At 69.5% G+C, this 21088-nt stretch carries 22 protein-coding genes and 1 pseudogene; 7 read left to right on the top strand and 16 right to left on the bottom strand.

The genetic code is table 11. From position 1 onward, the window contains the following. Nucleotides 1–5: 5 nt before the first annotated feature. The 9 genes and pseudogenes from ACODR1_RS20235 to ACODR1_RS20195 all read right to left on the bottom strand — a co-directional run bounded on the left by ACODR1_RS20235 (nucleotide 6) and on the right by ACODR1_RS20195 (nucleotide 8018). On the bottom strand, nucleotides 6–800 hold the full coding sequence (locus ACODR1_RS20235) for an SDR family NAD(P)-dependent oxidoreductase (RefSeq protein ID WP_488882066.1): 795 nt from the start codon (nucleotides 798–800) through the stop codon (nucleotides 6–8). 93 nt (nucleotides 801–893) lie between these two features. Beyond that, complete coding sequence (locus tag ACODR1_RS20230) at nucleotides 894–1538, bottom strand: hypothetical protein (protein ID WP_488882065.1); 645 nt, start codon at nucleotides 1536–1538, stop codon at nucleotides 894–896. A gap of 10 nt (nucleotides 1539–1548) precedes the next feature. Then, complete coding sequence (gene hemA, locus ACODR1_RS20225; RefSeq protein WP_488882064.1) at nucleotides 1549–2775, bottom strand: 5-aminolevulinate synthase; 1227 nt, start codon at nucleotides 2773–2775, stop codon at nucleotides 1549–1551. Between the two features lie 167 nt (nucleotides 2776–2942). Continuing rightward, nucleotides 2943–3881 (bottom strand): annotated as a pseudogene (mmsB, locus tag ACODR1_RS20220) (3-hydroxyisobutyrate dehydrogenase); the annotation flags it as partial. Nucleotides 3882–3914: 33 nt separating this feature from the next. Next, the gene (locus ACODR1_RS20215; protein WP_488882063.1) at nucleotides 3915–4721 is read right to left on the bottom strand and encodes a class I SAM-dependent methyltransferase; all 807 of its coding nucleotides are present in this window, start codon (nucleotides 4719–4721) and stop codon (nucleotides 3915–3917) included. A 126-nt stretch (nucleotides 4722–4847) separates the two neighbouring features. After that, nucleotides 4848–5906 carry an enoyl-CoA hydratase/isomerase family protein gene (locus ACODR1_RS20210; RefSeq protein WP_488882062.1) on the bottom strand — a complete coding sequence of 353 codons (1059 nt, stop codon included), beginning with the start codon at nucleotides 5904–5906 and terminating at the stop codon, nucleotides 4848–4850. 8 nt (nucleotides 5907–5914) lie between these two features. Further along, on the bottom strand, nucleotides 5915–6520 hold the full coding sequence (locus tag ACODR1_RS20205) for a histidine phosphatase family protein (protein WP_488882061.1): 606 nt from the start codon (nucleotides 6518–6520) through the stop codon (nucleotides 5915–5917). After that, complete coding sequence (locus ACODR1_RS20200) at nucleotides 6517–6882, bottom strand: DUF6968 family protein (protein WP_488882060.1); 366 nt, start codon at nucleotides 6880–6882, stop codon at nucleotides 6517–6519. The genes ACODR1_RS20205 and ACODR1_RS20200 overlap by 4 nt, the downstream gene beginning before the upstream one ends. After that, nucleotides 6879–8018 carry an isobutyryl-CoA dehydrogenase gene (locus tag ACODR1_RS20195; RefSeq protein WP_488882059.1) on the bottom strand — a complete coding sequence of 380 codons (1140 nt, stop codon included), beginning with the start codon at nucleotides 8016–8018 and terminating at the stop codon, nucleotides 6879–6881. The genes ACODR1_RS20200 and ACODR1_RS20195 overlap by 4 nt, the downstream gene beginning before the upstream one ends. Before the next feature lie 207 nt (nucleotides 8019–8225). On the opposite strand from ACODR1_RS20195, the gene ACODR1_RS20190 reads away from it, so the two are divergent. From ACODR1_RS20190 to arfB, 7 genes are read left to right on the top strand one after another with little or no spacing between them, the layout of a single operon-like run. Continuing rightward, the gene (locus ACODR1_RS20190; RefSeq protein WP_488882058.1) at nucleotides 8226–8669 is read left to right on the top strand and encodes a DUF2147 domain-containing protein; all 444 of its coding nucleotides are present in this window, start codon (nucleotides 8226–8228) and stop codon (nucleotides 8667–8669) included. 56 nt (nucleotides 8670–8725) lie between these two features. Next, complete coding sequence (gene hemB, locus ACODR1_RS20185; protein WP_488882057.1) at nucleotides 8726–9727, top strand: porphobilinogen synthase; 1002 nt, start codon at nucleotides 8726–8728, stop codon at nucleotides 9725–9727. Between the two features lies 1 nt (nucleotide 9728). Beyond that, the gene (locus ACODR1_RS20180) at nucleotides 9729–10598 is read left to right on the top strand and encodes a helix-turn-helix transcriptional regulator (RefSeq protein WP_488882056.1); all 870 of its coding nucleotides are present in this window, start codon (nucleotides 9729–9731) and stop codon (nucleotides 10596–10598) included. A 32-nt stretch (nucleotides 10599–10630) separates the two neighbouring features. Continuing rightward, the gene (locus tag ACODR1_RS20175; RefSeq protein WP_488882055.1) at nucleotides 10631–11731 is read left to right on the top strand and encodes a serine hydrolase domain-containing protein; all 1101 of its coding nucleotides are present in this window, start codon (nucleotides 10631–10633) and stop codon (nucleotides 11729–11731) included. A 29-nt stretch (nucleotides 11732–11760) separates the two neighbouring features. Continuing rightward, nucleotides 11761–12159: an NUDIX hydrolase gene (locus ACODR1_RS20170; RefSeq protein WP_488882054.1), complete on the top strand. Its 399-nt coding sequence runs from the start codon at nucleotides 11761–11763 to the stop codon at nucleotides 12157–12159. A 29-nt stretch (nucleotides 12160–12188) separates the two neighbouring features. Further along, complete coding sequence (locus ACODR1_RS20165; RefSeq protein WP_488882053.1) at nucleotides 12189–12647, top strand: YaiI/YqxD family protein; 459 nt, start codon at nucleotides 12189–12191, stop codon at nucleotides 12645–12647. Beyond that, nucleotides 12644–13066, top strand: a complete 423-nt coding sequence (gene arfB / locus ACODR1_RS20160; protein WP_488882052.1) for an alternative ribosome rescue aminoacyl-tRNA hydrolase ArfB — start codon at nucleotides 12644–12646, stop codon at nucleotides 13064–13066. Before ACODR1_RS20165 ends, arfB begins: the two co-directional genes overlap by 4 nt. A 13-nt stretch (nucleotides 13067–13079) precedes the next feature. Here arfB and ACODR1_RS20155 read toward each other — a convergent pair whose 3' ends face one another. The 7 genes from ACODR1_RS20155 to ACODR1_RS20125 all read right to left on the bottom strand — a co-directional run bounded on the left by ACODR1_RS20155 (nucleotide 13080) and on the right by ACODR1_RS20125 (nucleotide 20988). Continuing rightward, entirely contained in the window at nucleotides 13080–13355 is a 276-nt protein-coding gene (locus tag ACODR1_RS20155) for a hypothetical protein (RefSeq protein ID WP_488882051.1), read from the bottom strand. A 103-nt stretch (nucleotides 13356–13458) separates the two neighbouring features. After that, nucleotides 13459–13938 carry a MarR family winged helix-turn-helix transcriptional regulator gene (locus tag ACODR1_RS20150; RefSeq protein ID WP_240621587.1) on the bottom strand — a complete coding sequence of 160 codons (480 nt, stop codon included), beginning with the start codon at nucleotides 13936–13938 and terminating at the stop codon, nucleotides 13459–13461. Between the two features lie 185 nt (nucleotides 13939–14123). Beyond that, nucleotides 14124–14993: a pentapeptide repeat-containing protein gene (locus tag ACODR1_RS20145; RefSeq protein ID WP_488882050.1), complete on the bottom strand. Its 870-nt coding sequence runs from the start codon at nucleotides 14991–14993 to the stop codon at nucleotides 14124–14126. A gap of 178 nt (nucleotides 14994–15171) precedes the next feature. After that, the gene (locus ACODR1_RS20140) at nucleotides 15172–16941 is read right to left on the bottom strand and encodes an amidohydrolase family protein (RefSeq protein WP_488882049.1); all 1770 of its coding nucleotides are present in this window, start codon (nucleotides 16939–16941) and stop codon (nucleotides 15172–15174) included. A 48-nt stretch (nucleotides 16942–16989) separates the two neighbouring features. Then, nucleotides 16990–19494 (bottom strand): zinc-dependent metalloprotease, encoded by a 2505-nt coding sequence (locus ACODR1_RS20135; protein WP_488882048.1) that lies wholly within the window; start codon nucleotides 19492–19494, stop codon nucleotides 16990–16992. Between the two features lie 88 nt (nucleotides 19495–19582). Continuing rightward, nucleotides 19583–19723 (bottom strand): hypothetical protein, encoded by a 141-nt coding sequence (locus ACODR1_RS20130; RefSeq protein ID WP_488882047.1) that lies wholly within the window; start codon nucleotides 19721–19723, stop codon nucleotides 19583–19585. Next, the gene (locus ACODR1_RS20125) at nucleotides 19720–20988 is read right to left on the bottom strand and encodes a hypothetical protein (protein ID WP_488882046.1); all 1269 of its coding nucleotides are present in this window, start codon (nucleotides 20986–20988) and stop codon (nucleotides 19720–19722) included. The genes ACODR1_RS20130 and ACODR1_RS20125 overlap by 4 nt, the downstream gene beginning before the upstream one ends. Nucleotides 20989–21088: the final 100 nt, after the last annotated feature.

Genomic DNA, 21088 nt, shown 5'->3' with positions numbered 1-21088 from the left:
GCCCCTCACGCCGCCGAGAAGATGTCGCGCTTCTTGAAGCCGGCGGTCATGAACCGTCCCATGGCCTTGGGCATGGTCAGCCAGCGCACCGGCGCGGCCGTGGCCTCGCCCTTCAGCACGCCGTCGGCGATGAACGGCGCCACCGTCTCCACGCGGTCGCCGAGGATGTTGTAGAGCTTCATCGACTTGGCGCGGTCGGCGTCCGAGGCGTCGCGCATCTCCGACTGCAGGAGGTCGGTGGCGACGATGCCGGGGCTGATCGTGCCCATGCGCACCTTGGTGCCGTCCAGTTCCTTGCCCATCGACTTGGTGAAGTAGGTCACGGCCCGCTTGGTGGCGCCATAGAGCGTCAGGCCCGAGGCGGTCATGCCGTCGCTGCCGAAACCCTCGAAATTGTAGATCGCCCCGCCGCCGGGCTGGGCCAGCATGCGGATCATGGCCAGCTTGGAGGCCTTGATGACGCCCAGCAGGTTGGTGGCGACCACCGCGTCGATCTCGGCCTCCTCGACCTGGTCGAGACGCACGCGCGGCGAAACCGAGCCGGCGTTGTTGATCCAGATGTCGACCGAGCCGAACCGCTCGACGGCCGTGTTCCACAGCGCTTCCAGGTCGGCCACCTTGCTGACGTCGCAGGCCTGGGCGGCGACCGCGCCGCCGGTGGCTTCCAGCTTGGCCAGGGCCTCCGCGAGAACCGCCGGATTGCGCCCCGAGATCACGACCTGGCAGCCGCGCTCCAGGAAGGCTTCCGCCAGGCCGAAGCCGATGCCGCGGCTGCTGCCGGTGATCACGATGGTCTTCACGGGGCGACTCTCCTGCGCACGAGGCGCCATCCAGCCCCAAGCGACCGCCAAGCGCAGCGGCGAAGTGGCGGGAAACCGCCACGCGGAGAGGCTTTAGCCCGCCCCTGCCCGCTCCAGCCAGTCCCTTGCCTCGGTCCGCGCCCAGGCGATCTCCGGTCCGATGTCGAACCGCGCGTCTTCGTCGGCCAGCGACAGCAGATCCTCGGCCTCGTCGAGAGCGGAAAGGTCGTGGGCGGGATCGCCCAGATAGGCGCCTGGCAATTCGTGCTGGTGGAAAGCGATGTCGGCCAGGATCGCGCGGACCAGGTCCACCCGGGCCGGCACGCACAGCGGATCTCGCGCCAGGGCCTGGCGAAGGAACGGCGTCGGCGGCGCGTGCCAGGTCGCGCCCCCGCTCGACAGCCGGGCCAGCCAGACCAACGGCCAGGGATCGGTCGGCTTCGCGGCGACCCACTCTTCCAGGGTCGGGCGGACCAGCAGGCGAAACAGCGGGACGGGCAGCACGGCCTCGGGCTGCCCCCGATAGGCCAGGCGCTTCTCGCCGATCCAGGCGGCGAAGGCCACGCGGTCAGCCAGCGGCCTGCTCACCGCCTCGGCGACGAACGTGTCGAGCGCTTCCAGCGCCTCGCGGCGAAGCCCCTGGTGACGAAGACGGAAATAGTCGGCCGCGCCCGACCAGCCTGGATGCTCGGACGCATCCTCGGCCAGCTCGCGCAGATAACCGAGATCGAAACCCAAGACGGGTGCTTTAGGCCGCGTGGCCGCCCATGCGGGCGACATTGCAGTGGGCCCAGAGCTTTTCCATCGCCCCGACCAGCTTGCGCATCATGTCGTCGGTGTGGAACGGCGTGGGCGTGAAGCGCAGCCGCTCGGTGCCGCGCGGAACGGTCGGATAGTTGATCGGCTGCACGTAGACGCCGTGGTCGGCCAGCAGCATGTCGCTGATCAGCTTGGTGTGGATCGGATCGCCGACCAGCACCGGCACGATGTGGCTGTCGTTTTCCATCACCGGCAGGCCGGCGTCCTGGAACATCTTCTTCAGGGTGGCGGCGCGCTCCTGGTGGGCGTCGCGCACTTCGGGATGCTGCTTGAGCCACTTCACGCTTGCCAGCGCGCCGGCGGTCAGAGCCGGCGGCAGCGAGGTGGTGAAGATGAAGCCCGAGGCCATCAGGCGCACGGCGTCGATCACCTCGGCGTCGCCGGTGATGTAGCCGCCCATGACGCCAAACGCCTTGCCCAGCGTGCCCTCGATGATGTCGATCTGGTCCATCACGCCATCGCGCTCGGCGACGCCGCCGCCGCGCGGGCCGTACATGCCCACCGCGTGGACCTCGTCCAGATAGGTCATGGCGCCGTACTTCTTGGCGAGGGCCGCCGTGGCGCCGATGTCGGCGATGTCGCCGTCCATCGAGTAGACGCTCTCGAAGGCCACCAGCTTGGGCGCATCGGCCGGAGCGGCCGCCAGCAGCTCTTCCAGATGCGCCAGGTCGTTGTGGCGGAAGATGTGACGCGGACCGCCGCCGTTGCGGATGCCGGCGATCATCGAGGCGTGGTTCTGGGCGTCGGAGAAGATGATCAGGCCCGGCAGGATCTTCTGCAGGACGCTGAGCGTGGCTTCGTTGGAGACGTAGCCCGAGGTGAACAGCAACGCGGCCTGCTTGCCGTGCAGGTCGGCCAGCTCGACTTCCAGCTCCACGTGGTGGTGGTTGGTGCCCGAGATGTTGCGTGTGCCGCCCGAGCCGGAGCCATGGTCGTCGATCGCCTGGTGCATGGCGTCCAGCACGACGGGGTTCTGGCCCTGGCCGAGATAGTCGTTCGAGCACCAGACCACGACTTCGCTCTCGCCGCCGTCGGCACGCGTCCAGGTTGCGCGCGGGAAGGCGCCGCGATGGCGCTTCAGGTCGGCGAAGACCCGATAGCGACCCTCGTCGCGGATCTGGGAGACAGCGGCGGTGAACGCGGCTTTGTAGTCCATGCTGGTCTCTACCCGTCGAACCGAAGCTCTACGGTCCTTTTCTTCTGGCACGGCTTTTCGCACCACGCAGGCATAGTGTCCACCTAAGGGCCTCTACCTACAAATTGGAATTGGGCGTGGTGTCGCATCGATTGGTTCTATAATCGCCGATCGCAACCCTGCCTTGTTCAAACCAGCTCAGCAATACGGCCGCGCAGCATCTGCAGGACGGCCGAGAAGTCCTTGCCGCCGAAGCCGTTGGCGTCGAACAGGGCGTAAAGCGCCTCGGCCTGCGCGCCCATCGGCGTGCTGGCGCCGGCGCGCGCCGCCGCCTCCTGGGCCAGCTTCAGGTCCTTGAGCATCATCGCCGTGGCGAATCCGCCCTCGTAGCCGCGATCGGCCGGCGTGGCAGGACCCACGCCCGGCACGGGGCAATAGGTCGACACCGACCAGCACTGCCCCGACGACTGGCTGGCGATCTCGAAGAAGCGGTCTGCGGCCAGGCCCAGTTTTTCGGCCAGGGCGAAGGCTTCGCAAGTCCCCAGCATCGACACGCCCAGCAGCATGTTGTTGCAAATCTTGGCAGCCTGCCCCGCCCCGTGGTCGCCGGCGTGGATCACCGCCCTCGCCATCGGCTTCAGCGCCGCCTCGACGGCGGCGAAGTCGGCGTCGTCGCAGCCGACCATGAAGGCCAGACTCCCGGCCTCGGCGGCCATGATCCCGCCCGACACCGGGGCGTCGGCGAAGCGGAAATCCGCCGCCCTCGCCTGCTGCGCCACCGCGCGGGCGCTGTCGACGTCGATGGTCGAGCAGTCGATCAGCAGGGCCGACTTGGGCGCATTGGCCAGCACCTGCTCGCCATAGACCGCGCGGACGTGCGGACCGGCCGGCAGCATGGTTATGACGACTTCGGCGTCCTTGACCGCCTCGGCCACGGAAGCCGCAGCGACGCAGCCCGCGCCGACGGCCTTCTCCAGCGCCTTGGCCGAAAGGTCGAAGGCCGCCACCGCGTGGCCGGCCCTGGCCTGGTTGGCGGCCATGCCGCCACCCATGTTGCCCAGGCCGATGAAGGCGATCCTGGTCATTGGTACGCTCCCTAAATGCGAACCGCGCCTACGTGGGCGCGGTCCTTGTCGTTGCCGTCCGCGCGCGCGGAGCGCTTACCGCGCCCCGGCCGGCTTGCGGAACTTGTAGATGAACTGGTCGGTCTTGCCGCGGATCGACGGGTCGAAGACCGAGACGTTGCGCTTGTCGGCGGCGTCGCGCAGCACGCGGCTCTCGCCCTCGAACACGAAGCCGGCGGCGGTGACCTCGGCCTTCACGGTCTCGGGGTCGATACGGTGCAGCTTCTCGGCGTCGCGCAGGCCCGAGCCCGGCTGGGCCGAGTGGTCGAGCACCAGATAGACGCCGCCCGGCTTCAGCGACTGGAAGACCTTGCGATTGACCACCGCCATGTCGGGTTTGCCCATCAGCGGGGTGTGCATGTCGTGATAGTTCTGGGCGGTGAACACCAGGTCCAGCTTCTCGGGCGCGCCGAAGCTGGGCAGCAGGTTCAGGATCACCGAAACGTTCTTGTAGGCGGGGTCGGCGGCGATGGCGTTCACCGCCGGCTCGCGGTTGGCCAGCTTGGTCAGCTCGTCGGGCACGTAGGCGTAGACGTGGCCGCGCGGGCCGACGGCCTTCGACAGGATGCGGGTGAAGTAGCCGGTGCCGGGAATCAGGTCGGCGACCTTGGCTCCGTTGCGCACGCCGGCGAAGGCCAGCACCTGGGCCGGCAGGCGATCGGCGTCGCGCTTGCTGTCAACCTCGGGGCGCAGCGGGTTGTCGACCGCGGCGATGATGTTGGCCGGAATGGAAACCGGGGCGTCGGCGGGGGGCGGAGGCGGCGGCGCGGCGGGCCCCATCGGGGTCGTGGCGCACGCGGTCACGGCGAGCGCGGCGACGAGGCTGAGAAGCGGCTTACGCATGGTCTTCCTTCCGGCGGACTTTCTTCTTTGGCTGGCGGCAAGCTAGCGAGGCCAAGCGACAGCTTCAATGCCGCTACGGCATAACGCTGTCAGGCGTCCGACGCATGTCGGAAGACCGAACGCCTTTCAGGCGTCTGGCAAGGGCGTCCACTCTTCTTCCGGCGGCAGGGGCGCGAAGATCGCCTGGATGTCGGCGTCGTTCACGGCCTCGATGCTCGGCGGGTCCCAGCGGGGCGCGTTGTCCTTGTCGACGATCACCGCCCGCACGCCCTCGATGAAGTCGTGCCTGCGCACCACGCGCGAACCGATCCGGTATTCCATGGCCATGTTGTCGGCGAAGTCGGTCATGGCCTCGCCGCGCTTCAGCTGCTCGAAGGCCACCTTCAGGGTCTGGGGCGACTTGGTCTTCAGCACGGCCAGTTGGGCCTTGCCCCAGTCGCAGGAGTCGGCCTCGAGGAACTCGAAGATCTCTTCGACGCTGTCGCCGACGAACAGGCGGTTGAGGTCCTGCTCGAAACCGACCAGCGGCGCCTTGCCGGCGTCGGCGCGATACATTCGCAGGGTCTCGTCGATGCGGCGATGGTCGGCCAGGATCGCCTTCTTCAGCCCCTCGACGGCGCCGAACTCGATGAAGTGCGTGGCGATCCCCAGGCGCATGCAGTCCGCGCCCTTGATGCGCGCGCCGGTCAGGGCCAGCCACAGCCCCGCCTTGCCCGGCAGGCGCGGCAGGTACCAGCCGCCGCCGACGTCGGGGAACAGGCCGATGCCGGTCTCGGGCATGGCGAAGGTCGTACGCTCGGTGGCGATCCGATAGTGGGCCGGCATCGAGATGCCGACGCCCCCGCCCATCACCACGCCGTCCATGATCGCCACGATCGGCCGGTCGTAGTGGAACAGCAGATGGTTCAGCCGGTACTCGGTGTGGAAGAACTTCCGCGCCTCGACGCCGTCGCCGGCCCCGCTCTCGGCGAGCATCCTGATGTCGCCGCCGGCGCAGAAGCCACGCTCGCCCGAGTGGTCGATCATGACCATGTCGATCTCGGGATCGGCCTGCCACGCCAGCAGGGTCTCGATCATCGTCTCGCACATCGACAGCGTCAGGGCGTGCAACGCCTTGGGCCGGTTCAGGGTGATCCGGCCGACGTTCTTCTTGACGCTGACGAGGACTTCGCGGGCTTCGGTCATAGAGTTTCTCAAGCGAATTCGGGGTCTTCGACCGGGGCGCAGTCGAAGCGGTCGATCTGGCCGGCCAGCAGGCGATAGACCGCGTCCTGCGGAACCTCCTGGGCCAGGGTGTCGGCGCGCGACAGGCCGGCATAGGCGCCGCGCAGCAGCCGCCCGGCGACACCGTGGCTGACAACGATCAGCCGGCGCTCGTTTTCCGGGTCCTGCTCGGCCAGCCATCCGGCGACGCGGGCTGTGACATCCTCGAAGGTCTCGCCGCCCGGCGCGCGGAACGCCCATTCGTAGCTGGCGAACAGCTCCGGATTTTCGGCGCGGATGTCCTCCCGCAGACGGCCAGACCAGTCGCCGACGCTGATCTCCAGCAGGCGATCGTCGAAAGAGAGCGGCAGGCCGGTGCGCTCGGCGATGGCTTCGGCGGTGTTCCGCGCGCGGCGCAGCGGACTGGCGACGATCCGCCAGGCGTCGGACGGCTCTCGCGCGATCAGGTCGGCCAGCAGGTCGCCCATGGCCCGCGCCTGGGCGCGCCCCAGGGCGGTCAGGTCAGACTCGGTCTGCCCCTGGAAGCGTCCCTGGCGGTTGAACTCGGTCTGGCCGTGGCGGCAGAGATAGATCATCGGGCCTCGAAACGCGCTTTCCGTTCGGCGACCCTATCCATGAAGGCATCTGCAACGGGCAGATACAGGTCGTCGTCGATCTCGGAGAGATAGACAGGTTCGGGCGAGGCCAGAAGCTCCGAGCTGACGAACATCAGCGACAACCACAACGCTTGCACCGGATCGTAGCCGCCGATGGCCACAGCGCGCGCTCGCCCATCCGGCCAAGTGATCCGCGCCTCGCATCTCCATCCACCGCCCTGCGGATGGGGCGTGGGAACAAGCCAGCGACAAACCACCGGCCGCGCCTCGCCATCGACGAGAACCTGATAGGTCCGTTCGCACGCCACTCCGGCGGCCAGTGGAGCCTCCGGCGCGTTCACTGCCGGAACATCTCGCGGGCGATGATCACCCGCATGATCTCGTTGGTGCCCTCCAGGATCTGGTGCACCCGCAGATCGCGGACGATGCGCTCCAGCGGATAGTCCTGCAGGTAGCCGTAGCCGCCGTGCAGTTGCAGGGCGTCGTTGGCGACCTGGAAGCCGGCGTCGGTGGCGAAGCGCTTGGCCATGGCGCACAGCTTAGTGGCCTGAGGGTCCCTGTTGTCCAGCGCGTGGGCCGCGCGGCGCACCATCAGGCGGGCGGCCTCCAGCTCGGTGGCCATGTCGGCCAGCTTGAATTGCAGGGCCTGGAAGTCCTTCAGCGGCCGGCCGAACTGATTGCGGGTCTCGAGATAGGCCTTGGCGGTGTCGAGGGCGAACTGGGCGCCGCCCAGGGAGCAGGAGGCGATGTTCAGGCGCCCGCCGTCCAGGCCCATCATGGCGAAGCGGAAGCCCTCGCCCTCCCCGCCGATGCGATTGGCGACCGGCACGCGGCAGTCGTCGAAATTGACCTGGGCGGTGGGCTGGGCGTTCCAGCCCATCTTGCGCTCGTTGGCCCCGAAAGAGAGGCCCGGCGTTCCCTTCTCGACCACGAAGGCCGAGACGCCCTTGGGACCTTCGCCGCCGGTGCGGGCCATGACGACGTAGACGTCCGACACCCCGCCGCCCGAGATAAAGGCCTTGCCGCCGTTCAGTACGTAGTGGTCGCCTTCGAGGCGGGCGGTGGTTCGCATGCCCGCCGCATCCGACCCCGAGCCCGGCTCGGTCAGGCAGTAGCTGGCGATCAGCTCCATGGTGGTCAGGCGCGGCAGGTAACGCTGGCGCAGTTCGGGCGAGCCGAAGCGGTCGATCATCCACGAGGCCATGTTGTGGATGGTCAGGTAGGCCGCGACCGGCACGTCGCCATAGCTGAGGGCCTCGAAGATGATCGAGGCGTCGAGCCGCGACAGGCCGCTGCCGCCGACGTCGTCATTGACGTAGATACCCGCGAAACCCAGGCCCGCGGCCTCGCGCAGGACGTCGACGGGAAAGTGCTTGTGCTCGTCCCACTGGGCCGAATGCGGGGCAAGCCGTTCCGCGGCGAAGCCCGAGGCCATATCTTGAATGGCGCGTTGATCGTCGTTCAGCGCGAAATCCATGCGCCACTTCCTCCCATGCGGGGCATATCCGCCCTCACCTTCTTGACCGCTGACCTGCCCTGAGCAGCCAAGTGTGTCAATCATATCTCAGTTGGCGAATTTGAATGCGGCGCCGCAGCGAAATCGGGTGCGAAAGGTCGCACCTCCCTTGATCCGACACCTCGTCGGTATCAGATCACGCCCATCGGAGGCGTCGTCTCGGTTCCCATGTCCAAGTTCATTACCGCTCTGGCCGCGGTCGCGGCCCTGTTCACGTTCGTGTCCGCGCCGGCTCACGCCGAGAATCTCGGCGTGTGGCGCAACCCGAAGGACAACATCCGCCTGCACATCACCGACTGCGGTCCCAGCATGTGCGGTTGGGTCGTCTACGCCAGCCGCAAGGCCGAGGCCGACGCCAAGAAGAGCGGCTACGACACCCTGGTGGGCCAGCAGGTGTTGCGCGACTTCGCACCCACCGGCAATGGAAACATGAAGGGCAAGGTTTTCGTTCCGACCCTGAAGGTCACCCTCTCGGGCACCGCCGAGTTCGTCGACGCCCGCACCATGCGCGCCAAAGGCTGCGTGCTGGGCGGCCTGTTCTGCAAGTCTCAGGTCTGGACCCGCGTCGACGGCGGCATGCAGCAGGTCCGCGTCACCAAGACGGGCGAATAGCCCCTTAAGGGCCTTACAGCCTTGCCTCGACCGGCGGCGCGCGCGAAACCCTTCGCATGACCGTTCCGCCGCTCGCCCCCTACCCCGCCACGCGCCTGCGCCGCCTGCGCCAGGCCGACTGGACCCGCCGCCTCGTCCGCGAGACGGAAGTCCGTGCGTCCGACCTGATCTGGTCGATGGTGGTGCACGAGGGCGAAGGAACCGTTCCCGTCGCCTCGATGCCCGGCGTCGAGCGCCTGAGCGTCAAGGAGGCCGCCAAGGCCGCCGTCCGCGCCCGCGACCTCGGCATCCCGGCCATCGCCATCTTCCCACACATCGACCCGTCGCGGAAGGACGCCACCGGCTCGATCGCCGCCGATCCTGACGGCGTGATCCCGCGCGCCGTGAAGGCCATGAAGGACGCCGCCCCCGAGGTCGGCATCATGTGCGACGTCGCGCTGGACCCCTTCACCGACCACGGCCACGACGGCGTGGTCGAGAACGGCAAGATCCTCAACGACGCCACGATCGAGCGCCTGATCGAGCAGGGCCTGATGCAGGCCGCCGCCGGAGCCGACATCCTCGCGCCGTCCGACATGATGGACGGCCGCATCGGTCGCCTGCGCAGCGCCCTGGAAGGCGACGGCTGGCAGGACACGCTAATCATGTCCTACGCGGCCAAGTACGCCTCGGCGTTCTACGGCCCCTATCGCGACGCCATCGGCTCGGCCAAGCTCTCCGCGGGCCAGGGCGACAAGAAGACCTACCAGATGGACCCCTCCAACACGGAAGAGGCCATCCGCGAAGTCGCGCTCGACATCGCAGAGGGCGCGGACATGGTCATGGTCAAGCCGGGCCTGCCCTACCTCGACATCCTGCGCCGCCTGGTCGACGAGTTCCGCATGCCCACCTACGCCTTCCAGGTGTCGGGCGAGTACGCGATGATCAAGGCGGCCGGCGCCAACGGCTGGATCGACGAGGAGCGCGCGATCCTCGAAAGCCTGGCCGCCTTCAAGCGCGCCGGCGCGGCCGGGATCATCACCTACTTCGCCCCCTGGGCGGCCGAGAAACTGGGCTGACATGGCCGCGCCGAGAACCGCCTTCGCACCAGGACGGTTCTACGGCGCGCCGACAATCGAGCGTCGGCTGCCGGGCGTGCGGCTGGCCCACCTGGCCGCCACCATGAGCGCCGAGCACGTCGACGAGCACAGCCACGACGACGCCCATTTCGTGCTGGCCACCCACGGCCGCTACGAAACCACGGCCTGGGGCCCGCAGACCGAGGGCCCGGTGCTCGTCTACAATCCGCCGGGCGTGGTCCATCGGGACCGGTTCGTCGAAACGGGCGGCTACTTTCTTGCGGTCAGCTTCGGCGCCGGCGACTGGCGCGCGCTGGCCGATGGCCGCGGCGCGATCGACGCCCTGCGCCTGACCGGCCCCGCCGCCCACCGCGCCGCCTTGCGCCTCGTCCGCTCGCTGCTATCGGCCGACGCCGAGCCCCTGTCGCTTGAAGGCCTGAGCCTCGAACTGGCCGGCGAAGCCCTGGCGCCGCTTCGCGACGGTGATCACCGGCCGCCCTGGCTGGACTTGGCTGAAAGCTACCTTGCAGACACCTTCGACCAGCCGATCGGCGTCGCCGACCTCGCCCGCGCCGCCGGCGTGCATCCGGTGCACCTGGCTCGCGGCTACCGCCGCTGGCTGGGCGCCGCGCCGGGCGAGCGGCTGCGCGCGCGGCGACTGGAACGCGCCGCCGACCTGCTGATGCGGGGCCGCATGCCGATCGGCGAGATCGCCCTGGCGGCGGGCTTCTGCGACCAGAGCCACCTCAACAGGCAGTTCCGCCAAGCCTATGGCCTGACGCCCGGTGAGTTCGCACGCCTTTGCAGCCCCCGCCCCGCCATACGGCCCGATGTTTCAGGCGTCCAAGACGGGGCCGCGACCATGCCCTAGCTTGGCTGCGCAAGCCGCCGGAGTCGCTTTTCGTGAAACGCTTCCTGTTCGCCGCCACCCTGGCCCTGGCGCCGCTGTCGACCGCCTCTGCCGCCTCCGCCGCCTCTGAAATGCCGTCCGCAGCGCCTGCCGCCGAACGGATGTCGGCGACTAGGCTCGAGGCCATGTCGGCGGCCATCAAGGCGGGACAGTTTCAGAAGATCACCAGCGTACTGGTCGCCCGCCACGGCAAGCTGGTGTTCGAGGCCTACTACGACGAAGGCAAGCCCGACGGCGGCCCCGAGGCGCGCCGCAACACCCGCTCGGTGACCAAGACCGTCACCGCCATGCTGGCCGGCGCCGCCATCGACCGCGGCGCGATCCCCAGCGTCGATGCGCCGATCAAGCCATACCTGAAGGGCCGACCGCCGGCCGCTGCGCCCGATCCGCGCAAGGACAAGGTCACGGTCGAGGACCTGATGACCATGAGCTCGATCGCCGAATGCGACGACGACAACCAGTTCTCGCGCGGCAACGAGGAGCGGATGTATCTGATCGAAGATTGGGTCGGGTTCTATCTCGACCTGCCGGTGCGCGGCTTTCCCGACTGGGTGCAGAAACCCGCCGATGCGCCGTACGGCCGCAGCTTCTCCTACTGCACGGCGGGGGTGACGACGCTGGGCGCCGTGGTCCAGGGCGCGGTCGGCAAGCCCCTGCCGGCCTTCGCCCGCGAAGCATTGTTCGCCCCGCTGGGCATCGAGGGCGAGCGCTGGCAGGTCTCGCCGCTCGGCCTGGCGCAGGGCGGCGGCGGCCTTGGCCTGCGCAGCCGCGACCTCTTGAAGCTGGGCCAGCTCTATCTCGACGGCGGCAAGTGGAACGGCCGCCAGGTGCTGCCCGCGTCGTTCGTAACGGCCGCCACCAGCCCGCACGCCAATGCGCGGCCCGCCACCGACTACGGCTACCTGATCTGGCTGCAGACCCTGGGCGGCCACAAGGTCTGGGCGATGAGCGGTACGGGCGGCAACAAGGTGGCCATCGTCCCCGACCTTGGGATCGTCGCCGTGGTCACCACGGTGAACTTCGACGTCCGCCAGCCGCACGCCATCACCGAGCGCCTGCTGACCGAACACATCCTGGCGGCCGTCGAGCCCTGAGCTCCCACGAATCCGCTAGTCTGGCGGCCATGAGCAAGGTTCTCGACATCGTCACGGCCGTCATCCGCGACGAGGCCGACCGCATTCTGCTGGTGCGCAAGCGCGGCACGGCGATCTTCATGAAGCCGGGCGGCAAGCGCGACGGCGGCGAGGACGACCTGACGGCCCTGGCCCGCGAACTCGACGAGGAACTGGGCTGCCGTCTGGTTTCGGCGACCTTGCTGGGCCGCTTCTCGGCTCTAGCGGCCAACGAGGCCGGGTTCACGGTGCAGTCGGCGACCTATCTCGCCGTGGTCGAGGGCGAGATCGCCGCCCAGGCCGAGATCGAGGAACTGACCTGGATCGACCCGGCCGCGCCGCCCCCGGGCCTGCCCCTGGCGCCGCTGCTGAAGGACGAAGTGATCCCCGCCCTGCTGGCCCTGGCCTGAGTTGTCACAACCCGTGCTATAGGGCGGCCATGACGACGATCTACATCGACGCCGACGCCTGCCCCGTGAAGGACGAGACCTACAAGGTCGCGGCCCGCAACGGCCTGAAGACCTATGTCGTCTCCAACAGCTGGATCCGCGTGCCCACCACCCCGGCCATCGAACAGATCGTGGTCGACGCCGGCCCCGACGTGGCCGACGACTGGATCGCCGAGCGCGCCGGCCCCGGCGACGTGGTGGTGACCAACGACATCCCCCTGGCCGACCGCGTGCTGAAGGCCGGCGGCCAGGCGATCGCGCCCAACGGCCGGGTGTTCACCAACGACATGATCGGCTCGGCCCTGGCCTCCCGCTCGATCGGCGAGCACCTGCGCTCGATGGGCGAGGTCACCAGCGGCCCCAAGGCCTTCGGTCCCCAGGACCGCAGCAAGTTCCTCCAGGCCCTCGACCAGGCGGTCGTGAAGGCCCGTCGTGTGGTCCCGAAATGATCGAGATCACGTCCTGGCTGCGCATCGACGAGGATGAACTGGTCGAGAAGGCCGCCCGCGCCTCGGGCCCCGGCGGCCAGCACGTCAACAAGACCTCGACCGCGATCGAGCTGCGCTTCGACGTGGCCAATTCGCCGTCCCTGACCGACGATATCAAGGCCCGCCTCACCGCGCTGGGCGGCAGCCGCATGACCCAGGACGGCGTGCTGGTGCTGTTCGCCCAGGGCCATCGCTCGCAGGAAATGAACCGCCAGGACGCTCGCGAACGCCTGGTCGAACTGATCCGCCGCGCCACCGAGAAACCAAAGCCCCGCCGCCCGACCAAGCCAACCTATTCCAGCAAGCTCAAGCGGCTGGAGACCAAGACCAAGCGCTCGGGCGTGAAGTCGATGCGCGGCCGCGTCCGTCACGACGACTGACCGCGCGCAAGGTCTAGTCGGGCTGGACGACGCCTACGCCCAAGCGGGCGCCGTCAGCCTGCTGCTCGACCACGAACACCGCCTCGCCCTGGTTCAGCTGGGTGAGCTGGCCGGCGACGACGGTTCCGAAAAGATTGGCCAGGACGATGTCGGCCGAGCCCTGGCCGCCATCCTGGACCATCGCGTCCCACCCCATCATCCGATAGGTGGAACCAGAGGCCTGCACGGCGAAACCCGTGCCGCCGTCGGCGTAAGCCTGGATGTGCTCGGCGACCTGTCTGACGTTCATATTGTGAAGCTCCCCTCGCACGGCCCCTAGCAGCCGCGAGACCCCACCTTAAGGCGCAAGCCCCTTAACCGGAGATTGCGCCCTCGGCGTTGTCGAGGTTTCTTCAGGCCAGACGCGGAATCGGCGGGCCGAACGAGAGAATCTCGTCCTTCCAGTCGGGCTCGGGGATCAGGCCGCCCAGCATCTTCTTCAGATAGAAGGCCAGGGCCGATTGTTCGTCCGCGCTCAGTTCGGAGCAGGCTTCCTGGTGCAGCGGCGTCAGCTCGTCGCGGATCCGTTGCAGCAGCGCCGCCCCGGCTTCCGTGAGGCGCACGACCACCTTGCGGCGATCGTTCGGCGCCCCGCCGCGCTCGACCAGGCCGTCGCGGATCAGGCCGTCGATCGACCGGGTAAGGGTCGTGCGGTCGGCCGCCGAAAGCTTGGAAAGCCGCGTCATCGAACACTCGCCGAACCGGGCCAGCGACAGCATCGCCACCCACTTCGGAAACGACAGACCGTGACGCGCAACATGGTCGGCGGCCATAGCCCGCCGATGTTGCTCGGTCTGGTACATCAAATAGCTCAAATAGCTGGGCAGGGGCATGGATTGCCCCTCCCTCAAGTCATGCTCAGGCATGGTGTCCCCCCGCGCCGTGCGCCTTGATCTCACAACCTCTGCTGTCGCGCAATCGCCACGAGGCCCCTAGCCCGCGTAGCGTTCACCATGTCGCGAAACGCCTGTCTCGTCCGCACGTTCCGCAGGCGAGAAAGACCCCTCTCGCGCGAGTATCAGCGACGGGGCGGAGACGGCGCAGCGGGAGGAGCCGGCGGCGCCGGCGGGGCGGGCATGCCGCGCATGACGGTGATGCGCTTGACCCGGCCCGTGCAGCTCTTCAGCGACAAGCCTGGCGGCAGGCGGGCCTCGCCGCAGGCCTCGTCCAGCTGGTCCTGGGTCAGGCCCCGCGCGCCGCTCAGATCGACGCCCTGAAAGCGCACGGCCGTGAAGTCCGCGCCCTTGAAATCAGCGCCGGCGAAGCTGCCGCCGCGCAGGTGCGAGGCCGTCAGCGAGGCGTTACGGAACTGGGCGCGGTCGAAGCGGCCGCCGCTGAGGTTGGAACCGTTGATCTCGGCGTTCGAGAAATCGGCCCCGCGGGCGTTCACCGACGACAGGTTCGAGCCGTTCAGCTCGGCATTGGCCAGCCGGGCGTCAATCATGGTGGCGGCTTCCATATTGGCCCCATGCATCTCCGACGAGGTCAGGTCGGCGCGCGACAGGTTGGCGTTCTGGAAGTTGGCGCCGGCCGATTCCACGCCCGACAGGCGGGCGCCGTTGAAGTTCGCGCCCTGGAAATTGGCGGCGCGCATCTCGGCGCCGCGCAGGTCGGCGCGGGTCAGGTCGGCCGCCGCGAAATTGGAGCCGTAGAACACCGCGCCGCGCAGGTCGGCGCCGATCAGGTTGGCCCTGGCGAAGTTGGCGCCATTGAACTTGGCGCCGGTCATCTTGCGGCCGGCCAGATCGCAGCTGACACACACCCCGCCCAGAGACACCAGGCGCGCCACGTCCTTGTCCTCGATCGAGGCCTTGGCCTGGGCCTGGCCGGCCAGGGTCGTCAGACCCATGACCAGGGCGGCGGCGAGTGTCATGCCCATGCGGGCCATCGGCGGTCTCCGTGCGGTCGATAAGCGACCTTGCTTGGTAACGGTTTGAGCCCCGCACCGACGCTAGACCACTTAAATCGCGGTAATGACGGGGATTCGGGATCCCCGTCGCCCGCCAAACGCTTGTTGGCCTTAGCCTTCCAGCGCCCGCCGCGTCAAACCGCCACGCCCTCCCCGGCTAGTAGAAAGTCACGTCGTCGAGCTCGAACCACAGCTTGCCGCCGGCCGGACGCTCGCCCTCGACCCCGACCTGCAGGAGATCGGTCCCGGTGAAGGCGGCCTTCTCTCGCCCCGCCGGCGCGAACGCCGAGAACGGCAACTCGACGGTCTTCCACTGCGGACCCGCCTCGACCTTGGTCGTCCAGCGGCCGGTCGCGCCCACCAGGCTGACGACATAGACGCCGCCGTCGCCGCGCACGGCGAACTTCAGGCCCTTGAAGGCCGTGGCGTCGGTGGGGACCACCGAACCCCGGGTCAGGGGCAGCAGCACGCCGGCCGAGGCGTCGTCCTTGCTGGCCATGCGCGCGCCGACGCTCAGGATCTTGCCGCCGCCCTCGCGCTCGATGACCTGCGACACCTCCTGGCTGCGGTCGCGACCGCCGTCGAAGTCGTCCAGGCGCAGCGTGTCGAGGCTGGTGCGGCCGTCAGCGCGCTCGAAGTCGTCGATCAGGGCCTGAGCCTTCACCGCCGGCGGAGCGATGCGGTCATTGGCGGCCGAGCGTTTAGCGCCGGGGCCGTAGGACAGCTTGCCATCGATGAAGACACGCTCGACCTTGCGGGCGTCGGAAATGGTCTCCCAGGGCTTGCCCGCGACCAGCACAAAGTCGGCGCGCTTGCCAGCCTCCAGCGTGCCGCGGTCGGCCAGTTGGTTCATGGCCCTGGCGCTGCCGGCCGTGCCGATGGTCAGGGCTTGGCTCGGCGTCAGGCCGGCCTGCACCAGCAGTTCCAGTTCGCGCAGGGTCGAGGAGCCGTGCGGCGTGCCGGTCATGCCTGCGTCGGTGCCCAGGGCCAGCGGCACGCCCGCGTCGAACAGCGCCTTGGCGTTGGAAAGGGCATAGCCGAACTTCAGGCGGCTCTGGCGCGCGCGCGGACTGTCGGGATCGGCCGGCGGCTTGGCGCCGGGCTTTACCGGCTCGTAGACCGCCAAGGTCGGGGCGTAGAACAGGCCCGAGGCCTTGATGGAGGCGATCGTGTCCGCATCCAGCGGCGCGTCCTGCAGACTGTGGGCGATGACGTCGACGCCGCTGCTCGCCGCGACCTTGCCCTGCTCGACCGTCACCGTGTGGGTCAGCACCTTCAGCCCGTACTTGTGGGCCGTCTCGGTCAGGGCCTTCAGCGTCCAGGCGTCCATGGTGGTGTTGTCGGGCGCCGAACCGTAGCGCCAACCATCTGTGAAGGCCTTGATGGCGTCAGGCTTGTAGGCGGCGATCGCCTCGACGGCGGCCCGGGCGCCTTCCGGCGTGTCGACCCAGCGGGTGGTGGCCTGGTCGGCCCAGTCGGCGCCGTGACCGCCCGGCGTGCTGATGCGGGCGACGAAGTTGACGTGCGGCGCGGTCAGGGTTCCCAGCCACGTCCGGCGCGGCGCGAAGCTCTCGGGCTGTTGGTGGAAGTCGTTCACCGAGGTGACGCCCGCGGCCACATAGGCGTCGGCGATCTTGGGCGTCACGTCGGGAACGCCGTTGGGGGTCCAGTGGGTGTGGACGTCGAACAGGCCGGGGATCAGGGCTTCGCCCTTGGCGTCGACGATCGTCGCCCCCTTAGGCGCCTTCACCTTCGGGCCGACCGCCAGGATCCGCCCACCTTCGACCACCAGGGTCCCCCGATACGGCGCCGCGCCCGTGGCGTCGAAGATCTCGGCGTTGACGACCGCGAGTGGCTGGGCGGCCGCCAGGGACGTCGAGAGCGCGGCGGCGCAGAGGCCGCCGAGCAGGATGCGGGCGCGGGTCATGGGCGGTCGTCCTCGTTCGAAACGGGCGCTTTCAGCCGCGCCCTTTCCTCATGACGAACCAGGCGCGCAAAACCAGCAGTCCTCCCCGCCGATCGGCATGCCGGGCGGCAAGGTTTCCACCGCGCCGGCGCGCGGAGCCGCCAGCGCCTTGCGGTCGCCGGAGGTCAGCAGGCGCGAGATGCGGGCGGCCTGGTCGGCTTCCGCCCCGTGCCCCTTCCAGCCGGCCAGGGTCTTGGCGTAGCGCAACAGGGCCGCGTCGATCTGAGCGGCGGCGGTGGGCGACAGGGTCTTGTCGTCGAGCACGGCGACGAGATCGCCGACCAGCCGCGCGCGCAACCGGCGGCGCAGTTCGCCGGTGCGGCCGTCGGCCTGCGAGCCTCCGGGAGCGACCGCGGCCAGGAGAGCGTCGACCGTCTCGGTGACGTCCAGCTGGCCCGCGTCGCGACGCTTCTGCTCGACCAGGCGGTTGAGGCGCGCCGGGGTCAGCAGCAGCGACAGCGGCAGGTCCGCGGCGGTCTCGGCGGCTGTCGGCAGGTCGAAGACCGCAGCCCCCGAGGTCGGGAAGATCTCGATGGCGTAGGCCTTGTCGCGCGAGCCGGACATGCCCGACGACAGCAGCGACAGCAGCGGATCGGGCAGGTCCAGAGCCGCCGGATCGAGCGTACGGACCAGGGCCGCCAGGGCCCGGCGCTGATCGGCGGCCGGCGTCGCGGGCGCGGCCTCGCGACCATCGCCGACCACCGCATAGCCGTAGTCGACCCCGCCGACGAACTTCACCGCCGCTTCGACCTGGTAGCGGTGGAAGAGATAGATCGGCACGAGGGCCCGGCGCAGGTCGGCGGCGGGCGAGCCGGCCGGCACGCTGTTCAGGCCGAAACGCGACAGGGCGATGCGACGCACGGCCATGACGTTGTCGAGCTCGACCACCGGATCGGCGCCGTTGTCCCACAGCGCGCCGTAAGGCTGGGCCGACGCCGCGCCCCGGGCGTCGGCGTCGGACACGTAGCGATAGCCCTTGGCCTGGGCGTCGCGGGCCAGTTTGTCGAGACGCGCGGCCTCGTCGCTTCCCGGCGCGCCTTCCGAGTAGAGCCAGTCGATCGCGAAGGCGTCCCAGGCTCCCACGCCCTTGGCGTAGGCGTCCGACAGATCCAAGCGGTCGCCGTCGATCTTCACCAGCGGCGCGGGGTAATCCATCACCGAGGCGCGGCCGTAAACGCTGCCGGCGAAATTGTGCGACAGGCCGATGGCGTGGCCGATCTCGTGCGCCGAAAGCTGGCGGATGCGGTTCAGCGCGATCTGGATCGGATCGTCCGGACCGCCCTTCCCCGTCCTGTCGGCGCCCAGCAGCCCCTCGAAGATCATCCGGTCCTGACGGATGCGCAGCGAGCCCAGCTGCACCACGCCGCGCACGATCTCGCCGGTGCGCGGATCGACGACCGTCGTACCGGTCGACCAGCCGCGCGTCTGACGATGGATCCAGTTGACGACATTGTAGCGGGCGTCCATCGGATCGACGCCCTCGGGCAGCGACTCCACGCGGAAGGCGTCGATGTAACCGGCGGCCTCGAAGGCCTGGTTCCACCAGCGTCCGCCCTCCACGAGCGCGCTTCGCACCGGCTCGGGCGCCCCACGGTCGACATAGAAGATGATCGGCTTCTTGACCGGCGATTTCGCGGCCGTCGGGTCGGTCTTTTCCAGGCGGAAGCGGCGCACCAGGCGCTGCACGGTCGGCTGGTCGAGACCGACGGCGTAGTCGGCGAACAAGACCTGGGCCGAGGTGCCGGTGCGCGGATCGAAGGCGCGTGGCGTGAAGCCTGGCCCCGGCAGGCGGATGAAGCTGTGATGGACGCCGAAGGTCACCGCCCGGGCGTCAGGAACGATGCCCGAAACCTCGCCGCCCGGATCGTCGGCGGTGAAGGTCTGGCGGGTTTCGAACTCGAGGTTGTCGGGGAAGACGCCGACATGGCTAAGGTCGACATAGCTCAGCGTCGGCGCGGCCTTGAAGCCGCCCTGCTTGGCGTCCTTCAGCGAGCCGGTGATGTTGAAGGCGTCGCGCAGCAGGAAGCCGGCCAGGTCGACGGTGAAGCCGCCGTCGGGCGTCTCGCTCGCCACCTCGCCCGACCAGACCACCGAGCCGGGGAAGCTGTCGCGCACCGTGCGCTGCTCCTCGACCGTGCCGCCGACGGCGCGGAAGCCGAAGTTCTCGAACTCGGCCAGCACGCGCTTGCCGACGCGGCGGAAGACCAGCACCTGGGTTTCGCCCGTGGCGGCGCGGTCGAGGCCGACCGGCGTCGCGCCGAGGCCACCGCTAAGGCTGGGCTGATAGAGGAAGCGGCCGGAGATCCCGTCGGCGTCCGGCGCCGGCAGGGTGACCAGCACCGCGCCCTTGGCGGCGTCGGTCTTGACCGGCAGCAGGCTGGGCGTGGTGGCGGGCGCGGCGGCGGCCGGAACCGGGGCGGCGGTTGCCGAAGCGGCGGACAGCCCCATGGCGGTCAACGCGGTCGCCATCGCCAGGGCGCGCAGCGACGCGCCGCCGAAGTCCGATTTCTTCATCTGCCCCTCCGATTCCCGCTCTAGTCGCGGCGGGCGACGGTTTCGCCCCGGGCCGGTGCAGGCAAGCCTCTTTTTGCTGGAACGGGCCTCAGCGGATCTCGCGGGCCAAGGCGCGGGCGACCATCTCGCCGGCCTGCCTGCAACGATCCAGGGACGGGCGCCGGTTTTCGATCGGACGCGGCTCGGGCCTCAGGCGATCGGGATGCGGCTGGGCGACAAGCTGGATCATGAGCCAGCCGTGTCGAACGCGCGCGCTTCGGCTTCGAACTCGGTCAGGGCCGCCTCGGCCGCGTCGGCCATCCGCCCCCAGCCGAGCAGGACGGCGTCGAGATCCGGCGCGGCGGCCTCGGGCGCGGCGAGCCCCGCCTCCAGGTCGTCGAGCACCGCGTTCCAGTCGCCGCGCAGGCCCCGCACGCCGGCGACCGTCGTCGCCAGGCCGGCCGCCGGAGCGACGATGTCGTGCAGGGCGATCTCGCGACGGCTGCGCGGGGCGGGACTGAACGCCCATTGCTGAGCGGGCAGTCCTGTCTTTTCCCACAGACGCAGCGGCGCGCCGGCCTGCACCTCGGCGACGTCGAGCGCATGCTCCGGAAAGGCGACGTTCTCCAGCGTCGCGCCCTGGCGCGGCGGCACGCGGAAGAGATCGGCGCCGGTCGGCAGGTCGTCCTGCGCGCCCACCCGAGGCGGCGGCCCTTCGCTGATCAGCGGGAAGCCGAACGGCGTCGAGGCGTTGGCCAGCGTCCAAAGCTTGTCGTCGGCGGTGATGTGCAGGCCCAGCGCCGGATCGGCGGCCGAGCGCAGGCGATGGGCGTCGGCGGCCTGGTCGAACTGCAGTCGCCAGAACTGGCGCGCGGCGCCGCCCCGGACCGGTTCGAGATGCGGCGCGCCGTCATCGTCGTAGGACAGGCACAGTTCCGGCGCCTCGCGCAGCCAGATCCGCACCGCCGGGTCACGCTCGAAGCCGGCGAACGCCGCGGCGAAGGCGCCGGCGCGCGTTGCAAAGCCGCGCATCGCCGCGGCCAGGGCGGTGGCGCGGTCGGCGCGCATGCGAACCTGCAGGCGCAGGGCCTCCAGCGCCGCGCTGCGATCGCCGGCCAGCAATTGCCGATAAAGGGATGGCGCGACGTCGCGGCCGTAGGAGACCAGGTCGCGGGCGAAGGCGGCCATGCCCAGCTGAAGATCCAGCCCCTGTGTCTCAAGCACGGCGTCGAGATCGGTCCAGGCGGCCAGCAGGCGTTGGGCTTCGGCGCACAGTTCACCCGCCTCGACCGCGCGGCCGCCGCGACGCGGCTCCAGGGCCGAACCGACGACCTCGCCCAGGAAGTCGACGATGTCGCGACGCTGGCGCGCGGCGCGCAACGCAGCGCGGGTTTCGGCGGCGACACGGCCGAGCGCGGCGACGTCGCGCCAGTCGGCCAGGCCCAGATCGAACAGATTTCCGAATTGGGCGGAACGGCCGCTGGCGTCGCCGGCGAAGAGCAGAAGCCCGTTCATCGCCAGCCCCGCGGCTCAAGCCGTCGGTCCTCGATGCTTCGCAACGCCGCTACTCCACCCTGGGGTCGGCGATGGGCCGCTCGCGAGCGTCACGAGCGGC

It is taken from the genome of Caulobacter sp. FG7 (assembly GCF_057808875.1).
This window is presented reverse-complemented; position numbering and strand designations above follow the sequence as displayed.

Coding starts and splice junctions, on each gene's coding strand:
- ACODR1_RS20155 (WP_488882051.1), bottom strand. CDS start 13,355: ATGAACGTCAGACAGGTCGCCGAGCACATCCAGGCTTACGCCGACGGC.
- ACODR1_RS20130 (WP_488882047.1), bottom strand. CDS start 19,723: ATGATCCAGCTTGTCGCCCAGCCGCATCCCGATCGCCTGAGGCCCGAG.
- ACODR1_RS20140 (WP_488882049.1), bottom strand. CDS start 16,941: ATGACCCGCGCCCGCATCCTGCTCGGCGGCCTCTGCGCCGCCGCGCTC.
- arfB (WP_488882052.1), top strand. CDS start 12,644: ATGATCGAGATCACGTCCTGGCTGCGCATCGACGAGGATGAACTGGTC.
- ACODR1_RS20125 (WP_488882046.1), bottom strand. CDS start 20,988: ATGAACGGGCTTCTGCTCTTCGCCGGCGACGCCAGCGGCCGTTCCGCC.
- ACODR1_RS20195 (WP_488882059.1), bottom strand. CDS start 8,018: ATGGATTTCGCGCTGAACGACGATCAACGCGCCATTCAAGATATGGCC.
- ACODR1_RS20150 (WP_240621587.1), bottom strand. CDS start 13,938: ATGCCCCTGCCCAGCTATTTGAGCTATTTGATGTACCAGACCGAGCAA.
- ACODR1_RS20210 (WP_488882062.1), bottom strand. CDS start 5,906: ATGACCGAAGCCCGCGAAGTCCTCGTCAGCGTCAAGAAGAACGTCGGC.
- hemB (WP_488882057.1), top strand. CDS start 8,726: ATGACCGTTCCGCCGCTCGCCCCCTACCCCGCCACGCGCCTGCGCCGC.
- ACODR1_RS20170 (WP_488882054.1), top strand. CDS start 11,761: ATGAGCAAGGTTCTCGACATCGTCACGGCCGTCATCCGCGACGAGGCC.
- hemA (WP_488882064.1), bottom strand. CDS start 2,775: ATGGACTACAAAGCCGCGTTCACCGCCGCTGTCTCCCAGATCCGCGAC.
- ACODR1_RS20180 (WP_488882056.1), top strand. CDS start 9,729: ATGGCCGCGCCGAGAACCGCCTTCGCACCAGGACGGTTCTACGGCGCG.
- ACODR1_RS20205 (WP_488882061.1), bottom strand. CDS start 6,520: ATGATCTATCTCTGCCGCCACGGCCAGACCGAGTTCAACCGCCAGGGA.
- ACODR1_RS20145 (WP_488882050.1), bottom strand. CDS start 14,993: ATGGCCCGCATGGGCATGACACTCGCCGCCGCCCTGGTCATGGGTCTG.
- ACODR1_RS20165 (WP_488882053.1), top strand. CDS start 12,189: ATGACGACGATCTACATCGACGCCGACGCCTGCCCCGTGAAGGACGAG.
- ACODR1_RS20215 (WP_488882063.1), bottom strand. CDS start 4,721: ATGCGTAAGCCGCTTCTCAGCCTCGTCGCCGCGCTCGCCGTGACCGCG.
- ACODR1_RS20135 (WP_488882048.1), bottom strand. CDS start 19,494: ATGAAGAAATCGGACTTCGGCGGCGCGTCGCTGCGCGCCCTGGCGATG.
- ACODR1_RS20190 (WP_488882058.1), top strand. CDS start 8,226: ATGTCCAAGTTCATTACCGCTCTGGCCGCGGTCGCGGCCCTGTTCACG.